General features: G+C 40.8%; 16 protein-coding genes and 1 riboswitch. Of the genes, 12 read left to right on the top strand and 4 right to left on the bottom strand.

Going from position 1 to position 13,715, the window contains the following annotated elements:
* Window positions 1-34: 34 nt before the first annotated feature.
* Genes gcvPB through gcvT form a run of 3 tightly spaced genes read right to left on the bottom strand, consistent with a single transcriptional unit; the run spans window position 35 to window position 3,952 of the window.
* Window positions 35-1,492 carry an aminomethyl-transferring glycine dehydrogenase subunit GcvPB gene (gene gcvPB / locus JK635_RS04125; protein ID WP_202652621.1) on the bottom strand — a complete coding sequence of 486 codons (1,458 nt, stop codon included), beginning with the start codon at window positions 1,490-1,492 and terminating at the stop codon, window positions 35-37.
* Complete coding sequence (gene gcvPA / locus JK635_RS04120) at window positions 1,485-2,831, bottom strand: aminomethyl-transferring glycine dehydrogenase subunit GcvPA (protein ID WP_202652619.1); 1,347 nt, start codon at window positions 2,829-2,831, stop codon at window positions 1,485-1,487. The genes gcvPB and gcvPA overlap by 8 nt, the downstream gene beginning before the upstream one ends.
* 17 nt (window positions 2,832-2,848) lie before the next feature.
* Entirely contained in the window at window positions 2,849-3,952 is a 1,104-nt protein-coding gene (gene gcvT / locus JK635_RS04115; RefSeq protein ID WP_202652741.1) for a glycine cleavage system aminomethyltransferase GcvT, read from the bottom strand.
* 205 nt (window positions 3,953-4,157) lie between these two features.
* Window positions 4,158-4,246: riboswitch (glycine riboswitch) on the bottom strand.
* A 154-nt stretch (window positions 4,247-4,400) separates the two neighbouring features.
* On the opposite strand from gcvT, the gene JK635_RS04110 reads away from it, so the two are divergent.
* From JK635_RS04110 to JK635_RS04055, 12 genes are all read left to right on the top strand, one after another.
* Complete coding sequence (locus JK635_RS04110) at window positions 4,401-6,092, top strand: DEAD/DEAH box helicase (protein WP_202652617.1); 1,692 nt, start codon at window positions 4,401-4,403, stop codon at window positions 6,090-6,092.
* Window positions 6,070-6,861, top strand: coding sequence for a YqhG family protein (locus JK635_RS04105; protein ID WP_202652615.1), 792 nt, complete (start codon window positions 6,070-6,072; stop codon window positions 6,859-6,861). Before JK635_RS04110 ends, JK635_RS04105 begins: the two co-directional genes overlap by 23 nt.
* Window positions 6,862-7,050: 189 nt before the next feature.
* On the top strand, window positions 7,051-8,106 hold the full coding sequence (gene comGA, locus JK635_RS04100; protein ID WP_202652738.1) for a competence type IV pilus ATPase ComGA: 1,056 nt from the start codon (window positions 7,051-7,053) through the stop codon (window positions 8,104-8,106).
* Complete coding sequence (gene comGB / locus JK635_RS04095) at window positions 8,087-9,124, top strand: competence type IV pilus assembly protein ComGB (protein ID WP_306792901.1); 1,038 nt, start codon at window positions 8,087-8,089, stop codon at window positions 9,122-9,124. The genes comGA and comGB overlap by 20 nt, the downstream gene beginning before the upstream one ends.
* A gap of 18 nt (window positions 9,125-9,142) precedes the next feature.
* The gene (gene comGC, locus JK635_RS04090; protein WP_202652613.1) at window positions 9,143-9,472 is read left to right on the top strand and encodes a competence type IV pilus major pilin ComGC; all 330 of its coding nucleotides are present in this window, start codon (window positions 9,143-9,145) and stop codon (window positions 9,470-9,472) included.
* A gap of 1 nt (window position 9,473) precedes the next feature.
* Window positions 9,474-9,911 (top strand): competence type IV pilus minor pilin ComGD, encoded by a 438-nt coding sequence (gene comGD, locus JK635_RS04085; protein ID WP_202652611.1) that lies wholly within the window; start codon window positions 9,474-9,476, stop codon window positions 9,909-9,911.
* Window positions 9,895-10,233, top strand: coding sequence for a hypothetical protein (locus JK635_RS04080; RefSeq protein ID WP_202652609.1), 339 nt, complete (start codon window positions 9,895-9,897; stop codon window positions 10,231-10,233). Before comGD ends, JK635_RS04080 begins: the two co-directional genes overlap by 17 nt.
* Window positions 10,184-10,657, top strand: a complete 474-nt coding sequence (gene comGF, locus JK635_RS04075; RefSeq protein ID WP_202652607.1) for a competence type IV pilus minor pilin ComGF — start codon at window positions 10,184-10,186, stop codon at window positions 10,655-10,657. The genes JK635_RS04080 and comGF overlap by 50 nt, the downstream gene beginning before the upstream one ends.
* Window positions 10,654-11,037, top strand: coding sequence for a competence type IV pilus minor pilin ComGG (comGG, locus tag JK635_RS04070; RefSeq protein WP_202652605.1), 384 nt, complete (start codon window positions 10,654-10,656; stop codon window positions 11,035-11,037). Before comGF ends, comGG begins: the two co-directional genes overlap by 4 nt.
* Before the next feature lie 63 nt (window positions 11,038-11,100).
* On the top strand, window positions 11,101-11,289 hold the full coding sequence (locus JK635_RS04065) for a YqzE family protein (protein ID WP_202652603.1): 189 nt from the start codon (window positions 11,101-11,103) through the stop codon (window positions 11,287-11,289).
* Between the two features lie 202 nt (window positions 11,290-11,491).
* Window positions 11,492-12,187: a helix-turn-helix transcriptional regulator gene (locus JK635_RS04060; protein ID WP_202652736.1), complete on the top strand. Its 696-nt coding sequence runs from the start codon at window positions 11,492-11,494 to the stop codon at window positions 12,185-12,187.
* 84 nt (window positions 12,188-12,271) lie between these two features.
* Window positions 12,272-12,511, top strand: a complete 240-nt coding sequence (locus JK635_RS04055; RefSeq protein ID WP_202652601.1) for a DUF2626 domain-containing protein — start codon at window positions 12,272-12,274, stop codon at window positions 12,509-12,511.
* Between the two features lie 38 nt (window positions 12,512-12,549).
* On the opposite strand, the gene JK635_RS04050 is transcribed toward JK635_RS04055, so the two are convergent.
* Window positions 12,550-13,638 carry a class I SAM-dependent methyltransferase gene (locus JK635_RS04050; protein WP_202652599.1) on the bottom strand — a complete coding sequence of 363 codons (1,089 nt, stop codon included), beginning with the start codon at window positions 13,636-13,638 and terminating at the stop codon, window positions 12,550-12,552.
* Window positions 13,639-13,715 lie beyond the last annotated feature (77 nt).

Below are 13,715 nucleotides of genomic sequence, written 5' to 3'. Positions count from 1 at the left end.
AATGCCCTCTGTGTATGGAGTCCTTTATTATGCCTTATGCTTGGTAGCGCAAAATTGGCTTCCGGGCTGCAGTTGTTTCATCTAGTCGGCCGACAACCGTTGTATGTGGTGCCTCTTGAACAATTTCTGGATTTTCCTCTGCTTCTTTGGCAATTTGAATCATCGCCTCAATAAAGGAATCAAGTGTTTCTTTCGATTCCGTTTCAGTCGGTTCAATCATGATACATTCTTCCACATTTAATGGGAAGTAAATGGTTGGCGGATGATAACCAAAGTCTAACAAACGTTTGGCAATATCCAGCGTCCGGACCCCCAATTTTTTCTGACGCCTGCCGCTTAGCACAAACTCATGCTTACAATGTCTGTCAAATGGCAGATCGTAATAGTCAGCCAGCCTTCTCATCATATAGTTGGCATTTAACACCGCATATTCAGTGACAGCCTTCAATCCGTCAGGTCCCATTGAACGAATATACGTATAGGCACGAACGTTAATGCCGAAGTTCCCATAAAAAGGCTTTACCCGGCCGATGGATTGCGGACGGTCATAATCAAGCACGTACTGTTCCCCCTGTTTTGTTACAAGCGGTTTAGGGAGAAATGGAATCAAGTCAGCCTTAACGCCTACAGGGCCTGAACCAGGACCTCCACCGCCATGTGGACCGGTAAAGGTTTTATGAAGGTTTAAGTGAACGACATCAAAGCCCATGTCCCCGGGTCTTGCTTTTGAAAGAACAGCGTTCAAGTTCGCCCCGTCATAATACACCTTTCCTCCAGCGGCGTGGACAATCTCGGCAATTTCAACAATATGCTCTTCAAATAATCCAAGCGTATTGGGATTGGTCAGCATTAATGCGGCGGTATCTTCACCCACGACCCTGCGCAAATCCTCCAAGTCCACAAGGCCCTTGTCGTTAGATTTAACGGTAATCGTTTCAAATCCGGCTACCGTGGCGGAAGCAGGGTTGGTTCCGTGTGCCGAGTCAGGGATAATCACTTTTGTACGCTCCATATCCCCATTTGCTTCATGGTAAGCCCGAATTAACATTAAACCAGTCCATTCTCCATGGGCACCGGCAGCCGGTTGCAATGTTACCTCGTCCATGCCGGTAATTTCTTTCAAGTGCTGCTGCAGATCATACATCAGTTCAAGCGCCCCTTGGACAGAGCTCTCATCCTGAAGCGGATGAATATGGGCAAACCCGTTCAAGCGGGCAACATTTTCATTGATTTTTGGATTGTATTTCATGGTACAGGAGCCTAATGGATAAAAGCCTGAATCCAAGCCGTGATTTCTTTTTGATAGAGCGGTATAGTGACGCATGATATCAAGTTCAGATACCTCTGGAAGATTAGGCTCTTCTTCACGCAGATAACCTTCAGGAAGAAGACCATTTAGCTCTGTTTCCGGAACATCCATTTCCGGAAGACTGTATCCAATTCGGCCCGGTGTGCTAAGTTCAAAAATCAGCTTCTGATCTTGATTATGCATGCATATCCCCCAATTCTCTTACTAAAGTATCAATCTCTTCCTTCGTTCTTTGCTCTGTCACAGCAATTAACATGTGATGAACCAAATCGGGATAATCACGGCCTAAATCATAACCGCCAATGATCCCTTTGTGCAACAGTTTTTGATTGATTTCTTTAACCGGACGATTTAACTTAATCACAAATTCATTAAAGCTATGGCCATCATATACTACTTCAAAGCCGGCTTGTTTAAAAGCATTTTTGGCGTAGTGGGCCTTTTGCAGGTTGGCAGCGGCGATTTCGCGAATCCCTTTTTTGCCAAGTGCAGTCATGGCAACAGCAGCAGCCAGGGCATTTAACGCTTGGTTGGAACAGATATTAGATGTTGCCTTATCACGACGGATATGCTGCTCCCGTGCCTGAAGCGTCAATACAAAGCCGCGACGCCCTGCTTCATCCGTTGTCTGGCCGACAAGGCGTCCTGGAACCTTGCGCATTAACTTGCTGGTGACGGCAAAATATCCGCAATGCGGACCGCCGAAAGCGGTTGGAATTCCGAGAGGCTGAGCATCGCCAACAACGATATCCGCACCAAACTTGCCAGGAGGTGTTAACACTCCTAATGATAATGGATTGGAAGAAACAACAAACAGCGCTTTATGTTCGTGGATCACTTCCTCCAGTTCTTTTAACGGCTCAATTCTTCCGAAAAAGTTGGGATATTGAAGGATTACTGCAGCAACATCCCTTTTGACCAATTTCTTTAACGCCTCTACATCTGTTATCCCATTGTTAACGGGAACTTCAACCACATCAAGATATTGACCCTTTGCATATGTTTTTAAAACATCACGATATTCCGGATGAACAGCGCTGGAAACAACGATCGTTTTGCGCTTTGTATGGCCTGCGCTTAACATCGCCGCTTCGGCAAGGGCAGTGCCGCCATCATACATCGAGGAATTCGCCACTTCCATTCCGGTTAATTCACAGATCATCGTTTGGAATTCAAAAATAGCTTGAAGCTCCCCTTGCGAGATTTCCGGCTGATATGGTGTATATGCCGTATAAAATTCAGACCTTGAGAGAACATGGTCGACAATCACTGGAATATAATGGTCGTAAACCCCGGCTCCGAGGAATGAGACATTTTCTTTTAGATCGGCATTCCGCTTGGCCAGCTTAAACAGTTCTTTCATTAAACCCGTCTCAGATTTAGCCGGCTTAATATTGTATTGCCCCTTGAATTTAACTTTTTCCGGAATATCGCTGAATAGGTCATCGATACTGGAAACACCAATGGTTTCAAGCATATCCTTTTGATCTTGTTCAGTCATTGGTAAATAACGATGTTTCATGCTTCTGCCCCCTTCTGTTATTTCTTTTCCCTTTTATAAAAAGGTGTTGAAATGATTTTGGCTCTTAATCTTTTCCCACGAATTTCCACTTCTATTTCAGTATCAAGCTGCGCATACTCCGAAGAGATCAGAACAAGCCCAATATTTTTCTTTAAAGTTGGTGACTGAGTTCCGGTAGTAACCTCGCCAATCCGCTCCTCGTCTTTATAGACAGCGTAACCGTGACGCGGGATACCGCGGTCAATCATTTCAATCCCGACAATTTTTCTTGACAGACCGTTTTCTTTTTGTTTCACCAAGGCGGCTTTGCCAATAAAATCGGTTGCTTTATTTAACTTCACGGCAAACCCAATGCCGGCCTCAAGCGGGGAAATTTCCGCTGATAGTTCTTGACCATAAAGTGGTAAGTTGGCTTCAAATCGCAACGTATCCCGGGCACCTAAGCCGCACGGGACAACCCCTTCCTCCTTACCCGCTGCCAGAATGGCGTGCCAAATTTCAACCACGTCATTGGCGTCGCAATAAACCTCAAAGCCGTCTTCTCCGGTGTAACCAGTTCTGGAAACAAGTGCATTTTTCCCAGCGATGTCAACGTTTTGGCGAAACTTGAAAAAGCCGATGGTGTTTAATTCCGATGTCGTCAGCTTTTGAAGAACTTTCTCTGCCAGAGGTCCTTGAAGGGCTACCTGAGCAGTGGTTTCAGATAGGTTCTTGAGCGTCACATTACCTTCCAAATGCTTATTAAGCCACTCGTAATCTTTTTCCAGATTTGCAGCATTAACAACCAGAAGGTAGTGTTCATCTTCCAATTTGTAGACAAGCAGGTCGTCAACTGTTCCGCCGGTTTCATAACACATTGCTGTATATTGTGCAGCACCATTATTCACCTTAGAAATATCGTTTGTCATCATCTTCTGTAAATAAGCTAAGCTGTCAGAACCCTTGACCTCAATTTCCCCCATATGAGAAACATCAAATAAACCAGCTCTGGCGCGGACAGCTTCATGTTCTTCTTTAATGCTGGAAAATTGGACAGGAAGCTCCCAGCCGCCAAAGTCGATCGTTTTTCCTCCGTATTCCTTATAAACAGGAAACAGCGGAGTACGTTTTAATTCTGCCATCATGAAATCCCCCTTTTTTCGATGATCGTATAATGAAATAACCTCTTATAAAAGAGATAATTACCCTATTCAATAGATCTTTAGCCAAAAAAAGACAGAGTTCCCCCTTTATTTAAATAAGGGAGTCTCTGTCCTTTTACCTGAAAGTTTAACCTAAATGGCTTTCCCCTTGGGTAGCTGCTTAAAGCAGCACTCTCCAGAGTTGCGTCAAACAAGAGTTCTTTTGCCTGAGAGATTCACAAGAATTGCTTGCTCCTTCGGCGCTACAAAAGTAGTCTCTCCCCTTGTTGTCATTCGCATATATAAAATTTTCCAATTGGGTCATACTATATGTACTAATAAAAATTCCAGGTTATTTTTAAATATTTTAAACATTCTAATGCTAACATCATCCTACCATTAAGCAGCATATTGAGCAAACATTTTTTCGGAAAAGAGGCTGAAAACAATGAAGGTAGAAATTGAATTTGATTCCTCCTGGCAGGATGATTTTTTGGAAAAAATAGACGATGACGGTCCATGGGGAGTTTGGAACCTTTTTAAACTTGCTATTGAAGCGGAAAAACACTTAATCATCCCGGAATTTGAAGGCTTACAGGCACCAAAGCACCTGCCTAATTTAACCCCTCTTCCCCATCAAGTCGAAACCGCCAAACAAGTCATTGAAAACATGAATGGCAAAGCAATCCTTGCTGATGAAGTCGGACTAGGAAAAACAATCGAAGCAGGGCTGATTTTAAAAGAATACATGATCCGCGGATTAGTCAAAAAAGTGTTAATTCTTGTCCCCGCTTCGCTTGTCACCCAATGGGGCCAAGAACTCAACAGCAAGTTTTTTATCCCAGCTGTTACCCAGAAAAAAAGCTATGTTTGGGAGCAATGCGATGTGGTGGTTTCCTCGATTGATACAGCTAAACGAAATCCTCATCGGGATATAATTTATCAACAGGATTATGACTTAATTATTATCGATGAAGCTCACAAACTGAAAAATAATAAGACAAAAAACTACGAATTTGTGCAAAATCTTAAAAAGAAGTTTTGCTTACTGTTGACTGCTACCCCGATTCAAAATAGGGTAGAAGAAATTTTTAACCTTGTTTCGCTGCTAAAGCCGGGGCACTTAGGCAGTGAAACGGCCTTTTATGAAAAATATAAGCGGGATTCCCGTTCTTTAAATGATAATCAGCATTTAAAAGAATTAGTCAATAAAGTCATGATTCGCAACCGCCGTGCGGATACGGGAATTGAATGGACGAAGCGGCATGTTGAAACGATTGCGATTGAATTCAGTTCAAGCGAACGGGAATTATATGAAGCCATTTGCAGTTTAAAAAATGAAGGCGATTGGCTGCAAACGAGTGCTTTTTCGGTGATGACCCTGCAGCGGGAAGCTTGCAGCAGCAGAGAAGCCGTTTTTTATACATTAAAAAATATGCTCCAGAAAAGGGAAAACCCTTCAATGGCCTTTCAACAGCAAATGGAGCTTTTAATCAAAAAAGTTGAAGCGGTGCAAACAAACTCAAAAGCAAATAAAGCGTTGGAATTGATCCAAAATATTCATGATAAGGTGATCATTTTCACAGAATACCGCGCCACCCAATTGTACCTTCAATGGTACTTAAAACAACATGGTATCACCTCTGTTCCTTTTCGCGGCGGATTTAAGCGCGGTAAGAAGGATTGGATGCGCGAGCTCTTTCAAAAGCAGGCCCAGGTGTTGATTGCCACAGAAGCAGGCGGTGAGGGAATCAATTTGCAATTTTGCCATCATATTATCAACTTTGACTTACCTTGGAATCCAATGAGGCTGGAACAGCGGATTGGCCGAATCCACCGCCTTGGCCAGGAAAAAGATGTGAAAATCTATAATTTTGCGATAAAAGACACGGTTGAAGAACATATATTAAAACTGCTTTATGAAAAAATCGAGTTATTTGAGCGGGTGATTGGCGAACTGGATGAGATCTTAACAAAGCTTGGCATTGGGAATATTGAGGAACACTTGATTGATATATTTGGTGAGTCTAGTTCAGAAGGTGAAATGAGAATCAAGATGGAAAATCTATCTTCGATGATTGAATTTGCCGATAGTATGAAGGAGGGAGGATCACAACATGCAGCAGCAGGAAATACATAACTTTCTTTTACAATATTTTCAGGCTAACGATTGTCCCATTCTGGAAAACAAGCCCGGCTACATAACGGTCCAGTTAACCGTCAAACTGGATAAAGAGCTGATGAATCGTCCGTTCTATTGGCATTATTTAGAAAAGACCGGTGGTATCCCCAACCCTATGAAGCTGACTTTGATAACCGATCATAATGCAGCGCCGAATCATCTTAAAGGGGAATCTATTCATTTTGGTTCACCACGGCTGCACCAGATATTTGCCTCTACTAAAAATTTGGCCAAATATATTCGTTTATATGAAAATCATCAGCAAGGAACACAGCAGACACCGCTATTGCCCTGGTTATGCATGAATGTGAAAATTTCCTATCAATGTGATCGGAAACGCGATCAGTTCCGATCAATTGGTCTCCAGCTTATTCATGGTGCCCTAGTGGAAAATTTTCATGATCGTCTGTTACAAATACCGTTAACACCTAAGATACCTGACTATTCCTTTACCATATCGCCATTAATCAAGCCCAAAAGCGGCATTGTCCGAATTGAAAAATACCTAAAATCACTGATTATGGAGGATGACCATACATGGGCAGAGGAGGCGAAACAGCGCTGGGAACAAGATTTGCGCCTTCTCGATCATTTCTATGAAGATATCGAAGGAGAAAATGAAAACTACGAAACAGAAAAACAAGCACTCCAAGAACAGTATGAACCCAAAATAAAAATCTCTTTCATCAATGGCGGCCTCTTTTACTTAACAGAAAAAATGATCTAAAGGCGGTGTCAGGCACCAATCAGACTTTGCAGAGGTGTCTGACACCTTAGTTTTTTTATCAACCACAAAAATTTCGGCAAAAATAATTTATTTTTTTTAAAAATAAAGAAGGAAAAAGGAGAATAGTGTCGAATAAAGAACAAGGACAAAATAATAAAGGTGGTGTTTCCGATTGTAAGTGAAATTGAAATGTTAGCTGACCGAATCATTTCAGATGCAGCAAGAAACCAGGCGACAGATATTCACATTATTCCTCGCAAGACCGATACACTCGTGCAAATCCGTTTAAACAACAAACTCATTCCCCGATTATCACTTCCAAAAGATGAATGCGACAAACTCATTTCCCACTTTAAATTTACAGCCAATATGGATATCGGTGAACGCAGACGCCCGCAAAGCGGTGCAATTGTTTGCAATGTAAACGGACAACTAATCGGTCTGAGATTATCCACACTTCCTTCGAACAACAGCGAAAGCCTCGTGATCCGCCTGTTACCGCAGCAGGAACAAATCCCTTTTCACCAGCTCTCACTCTTTCCGGCAATGACGCGCAAATTATTAGCGCTGCTCAAGCATGCCCATGGCCTGATTATCTTTACCGGGCCGACTGGATCCGGTAAAACAACAACCTTGTACTCGTTATTAAACGAAACTGCACACCTCTTTCATCGTAATGTCATTACGCTCGAAGACCCGGTTGAAAAAAACTATGATTCCGTTCTGCAAGTCCAAGTGAATGAAAAAGCTGGTGTTACCTATGCAGCCGGCTTAAAAGCAATTCTCCGTCATGACCCGGACATTATTATGGTGGGGGAAATCAGGGATGCGGAAACAGCAAAAATTGCCGTAAGAGCTGCGTTGACTGGTCATTTGGTACTCAGTACGATGCATACGCGAGATGCAAGAGGCGCGGTATTCCGTCTCCATGAATTTGGGATCAACTGGCTGGAGGTAGAGCAAACATTAATTGCGATTACGGCTCAAAGATTAGTGGAGTTGACTTGTCCATATTGTGAAGGCGAGTGTTCACCACATTGTTATTCAAGCGGCAGATGGAAACGCGCAAGTGTATTTGAACTTTTATCAGGGAGAAATTTAACCGCAACGATGAGAGCAGCGAAGGGGGAACAAGTCAAAGTAAAATATAAGACGTTAAAAGAAGTGATCAAGAAAGGAATTGCGCTAGGTTACATTCAAGAATCTGAATATGAGCGGCTGGTGTATGATGATGAAGAAACGTAAATGGTCGGTACATGAGCAGGCGAGTTTCTTAAAAAGAATCGGCGAGCTGCTTGCAAGAGGTTATCCAATCGCTGACGCAATTGAATCGATTTCTTTGCATTTACCGGCTTATCGAAAGCTGGAATTACAGGATTGTTTAAGAAAATTACGAAAGGGACTTCCGTTTCATGAGGTCCTGCAAGCACTTGGTTTTCATCAAGACTTAATCGGATATATCTACTTTGCCGAACGGCATGGCAGCTTTGCCGAGGCACTTCAAGAAGGCAGCAGCCTCGCGCTATTAAAAGATCGGGATTTAAAAAGATTATTAAAAATGCTGCAATATCCGATTTTACTCATCATTATTACCTGCTTTCTTTTTATCTTTGTGCAAAACACCTTACTTCCCAAGTTTACCGGTCTATTTTCATCTTTAGGCCTGGAAGTGAATTTCTTCACAAAAGTCATCTATGCTTTTGACCGATATTTTCCGATCGGTATGGAATTGCTACTTGCCCTCCTGTTGTTAACAGCAATCTACTATTATGGCAGCTTCCGAAAATTACCTATTTTAAAGCAGCGCGCACTGCTTTCCCGCCTCCCTATTATCGGCAGGATCCTCAAATTGCTGTTTACCCACTACTTTTCCATTCAATTAAGTTTTCTGTTATCCGCTGGAATATCCGTTTCCGAAGCGCTGATCTTGTTTGAACAAAATAAAAAACAGCCTTTTTACAGTGCACTGGGCAAGGAAATAAAAAGAAAACTGATCACCGGTGAAAAATTAGAATCAATTTTGGGATCATTCCACTTCTTAGAATCTGAATTTCCAATGATCGTGAAACACGGTCAAGAGAATGGAAAATTAGAGCAGGAATTATTATTTTTCAGCAGGCACTGTATCAGCGTCATGGAGGAGCTGATCGAAAAATGGATAAGAGCCATCCAGCCGATCCTATATTTACTTATCGGCTTCCTGATTGTATCGATGTATTTAGCGATTCTTTTACCCATGTTTCATTTATTAGATGGGATTTAATGACTGGAGGTAATGAAAATGAAGAAAAAATTATTCAGGAATGAAAAAGGTTTCACTTTAATCGAAATGATGATCGTCATGCTGATCATTTCCATCCTGTTAATCATCACAATTCCAAACGTCGCCAAACATAACTCCAACATCAATAAAAAAGGCTGCGAGGCCTACGTTAAAATGGTCGAGGCAGAAGTCCAGGCATATCAAATGGACAAACATAAAATTCCATCACTTCAAGATCTAAAATCAGATGGTTACTTAAAAGATACCCAAGGATGCCCGGACGGTCATGAAATAGTCATTGATGGAGAAGGCAACGTCACGGTAAAAAATCAAGCATCTGGTTCTTAAAATGGAAAAACAGAAAGGATTTACGCTAGTCGAGGCATTATTCGTCCTCTCCATCTTTATGATTATTTCTTTGGTAACCGTCTTTTCCTTAAAACCACAGCATTCTGTGGTGGAAGAAGCGGCATTTTTAACACAATTACAATCAGACCTCTATTTTGCCCAAAATTATGCAATCGCCCATCAGCATCAGGTCTTGATTATTTTTCTCCCTAGCCAATATAAATACACAATTTCTGAACGTACAGAACTGCCGCCTTTTTTAGTAAGAAGCTATTCAAAAAATATCTATCTTACTGAAGGCTCCCTTCCATTAACAATCAAATTCCTGCCCAATGGCAATGTAAGTGATTTTGGTTCCATCCTGATTCATACTAAAAATAACAAATATAAGTTAACCTTTTTGATTGGCAGGGGGCGTTTTTATGTTAAAGAACAATAAAGGATTTTTTTTGCTTGAACTGTTATTATCCTTGGCAGCCGTGTTCATGATTGGCATCTATTTGATTCCGCTTTTTATCGATCTAAGGGAGCAATCGATAAATCTGGAGATGGAGAAAAAGGCGCGGCAAATCATGTATGAAGAACTTCAGGCAAAACTCAATGACTCACAAGCCTACACAAGTGGATCGCTTAGTCAAAACGGCGTCAATTACCAAATTCATTGGAACGATCGTAACGAAAACGGCCTAAAGGAGGTTTGCGTAAGCGCTGATGGAAAAACACGTCACAGCAAAATTGAAGTTTGCGGCAAACTCGAATGAAAATGCCTTTACATTAGTCGAGGCGCTGTTTGCTTTATCTATTTTTTCGATTATTGTGTTTTTGCTGGCACCGATTTTTCAAATCATCCTTGATCATCGGGATAACCAAATCAGACTGCAGGAGATGGAATGGGAAGTTTTTTGCAGCCAGTTTAAAAAAGAAATTCGCTTATCAACCGAGGCAAAAGTCGAGTCTGGCCAATTGATCCTCACAAAAGGCAAGGATTCGATTATTTATGAAAAATACGAAACGAATTTACGCAGGCGTGTAAATTTTACCGGTCATGAAGTAGTGCTGCAAAATGTATCACAGCACGCCTTCGAATTATTAAATAATGCTGTAAAAGTAACCGTTAAAAATAATTTAGGGAAGGAATATTCTGTTATTGCCTTTTCATTAGTCGATTGGAAGACGGACCCATGAAAAAAAATGAGAAAGGATTTACTTATCCCTTAACCTTATGTCTATTGATTGTTTTTTTACTATTTTTTTCAATGAATGTTGGGCGATTACTATTTGAACGAAAAGTAGCTCATGAAACCGAAACCATTTTACAACAGGAATATTATTATCTATCCACGGTGAAGAAAATAGAAAAAACCATTGAAGCAACAGGGTCCATACCGAAAAACGGGAAAATACCCTATCAAGAAGGCGTTATGGATTACAAAACGGAATTACCCGCAGGTGACAGTCAAAAGGTGAATTTCACTCTTCGACTTCATTCCGGTATAACGGCTTATGGCAGCGGGGTTTTTGATCTGCAAACGATGAAATTAATAAAATGGACAGAATTGCAATAGGTTGTTTTGAGATTAGAAAGCCTGGATATACTTTTAATGTATTCATAAAGGCAGGTGTTTCTGATGAAAACGAATGATTATATAAAATATATGACCCAAACACTTGTTAAATATGCCGATCAACCGCGAGAAGAACGAAAAAGACAGCGGCTGGAACGAAAGCAAATGAAAGGGTCATTTTGGTACCGCTGGTTCGGGATTCTTCCATATGTACTTTATTCCGCAGTAAGGCGAAAAAGAAACTTTAAATAAAGTGTATAGAATCCCAAGGGAACTGTGACCCTTGGGGTTATTTTGATTCATTTTTCTAATTTTAACACCCAATTGTTACAATCTAGCGACAGTAAATGTGAACATTTTCTAAACATATAGTGTTAATATTGTAAACCGCATTCCTTCTTTACTTCTCCTGTATTATAATGTGTATTATTAAAGGTGGCCTGAGGTGAGACAGATGGAACAAACATTAAAGATTACTAACGTTTTGTCAGATCCAACACGATACTACATTTATCAGTATATTACGAAACGTCATAAAGAAGTGACAGTTCAAGAAGTAGCGGATAATTTTAATATCCACCCGAATGTGGCGCGGTTGCATCTATCAAAACTTGAAGATGTCAATATGCTTGTATCAGAAACGAAGAAAACCGGAAAAGGCGGAAGACCCAGCAGATTATATCGTTTATCCGACGATGTGATCCAACTTCATTTCCCATTCCGTGATTACATGTTGTTATCAAAGGTAGCTATCCAAACAATGCTAACACTTGGAGAGGCTGGAAAGCAGGCGCTTTTTTTAACAGGGAAACGATTTGGCGCTGAATTAATTGAACAAGAAAAGGCAAAAAGATCACTGAGTGATGAATTAAACTTTGATGAAAAGTTAAGTTTATTACAAAATGCTGCTACCCTAGCTGGCTTCTACCCTGAATTTGAAGCCAACGGTGATAAAACAAAAATTTATTTTCAAATTTTTAATTGCCCATTTAAAGAAGTGGCAGAAGAGCACGAAACAGTTTGCAGCATGCACCAAGAATTCCTCAAGGGCATGTTTGAAGTCTTATTCGATTCTGTCCAATTGGTTGAAAAAGAAAATATCATTTCTGGATGCGAAACTTGCTCCTATCAAGCACTTGTAACAAACTAATACGAAACCATTATTTACATTCTGCCGACTTTTACTTTATAATATTGTATTGATGGTATCGTAGGGTAAAAGGAGGGGATACATATGGATCGCATGTTTAGAGTTTGTGGTTTCTGGACAGGCATTTTTACGGTCATGTTTTTTCTAGGTGGTATGGATAAAACAGCCATGCTTTTCTTAGCTCAAACTGGTTTCTTTGTCCTGCTAAGCTATCTAAAACTTTCTGAGCGTATGTATATGTATGTGTTTGGGGCCTATCTGACCATTTTCTTTGCGGGCTTCACATACTGGACTACGTTCATGATGCCATTGGGTGGACAGTAAGTTTTAAAAGAAACGCCGGATAAATTTCCGGCGTTTTTTCATGACAAAATAGCATCACTCATATGATTTAATCCTTTTTGCTGGATAACAATCTGAAAATAGGAACTGATTCCACCGGGCATAATTAGGCTGCGAATCGCCCTGTTTCGCCTGCTCACTTCTGAAAACGGGTTCGGGTCATAATGATCCTCTAATTCCTTTAAAATTCCGGCTTTTAACAAAAATTCATCCTGTCTCAGCTTTGTTACAAATTGCAGATTGAGGTCGTTACCTTTTTGAATCAAATGATCAATATGGATATGGCTGGTAATATCCATTTCACCGGGATGCAGAAGCACGTTATCAATCAGCTGATGCTGATAAAACCCTCTTAAGCTCCCTCTCGCTCTCCGCGGATCCATCCATTCCTCTCTTGTATAACCATAATCCGCCGTCACCACTATTCCTCTTATCAAAGCTGAGGCAATTTGTTGCAGCATATCGTTCATTGCTAGGGGAATCTCCAGCCGTTGCCGTTCTAGTAAATCAATTTGATTTTCCTGCAAAAAAGAAATAATCTCTTGATTTGTTAAAGGCACTTTATGTTCAATTAGCTGATCAGCTTTCATCCCAATCATGATTTCAAACAGCTGGGCATTTTCTTTTTCAATGACATGGACCGGTAATGCATCAAAAAGCTCATTAGAAAAAATCATCCCCTCCATTGAATTCAAATCAGCTAAACGTTCATATTGAGAAACGAATGGAAATGGTTCTAACAATTCTTTTTGCAGCATTCGATGATAGGGACTGGTCTCAATGATTATGTATTGTATGGGTGTCTTGATCGTGGCTGTCCACTCTTGCAAAAATGCATGTGCAAAGCGGCCATTACCGGCACCAATCTCGCAAAAATAATAGGGAATCTTCGTCTTTTTACACAGGGCAGCAAACCACTTAGCCATCAATCTTCCATAGACATCAGAAATATTACTGGTAGTAATAAAATCTCCTTGGCGGCCTATTTTTTGTTTTGCTTTCATATAATAGCCGTATTCCGGATGATAGAGGGCTGCGGACATGAAGTCAGCATAGGTTATTAAATGACCGGGTGAATCTAAAATTAACTTTTCTAAATAGGGAATCATACATACTCCTTTTTACATTAACACTATTGACATAGTGAAAACTTTATTATATTGTAAATGTAGTAGCTTAACAATAT

This window comes from Neobacillus paridis, assembly GCF_016765675.1.
Classification (GTDB): domain Bacteria; phylum Bacillota; class Bacilli; order Bacillales; family Cytobacillaceae; genus Neobacillus; species Neobacillus paridis.
This window is presented reverse-complemented; position numbering and strand designations above follow the sequence as displayed.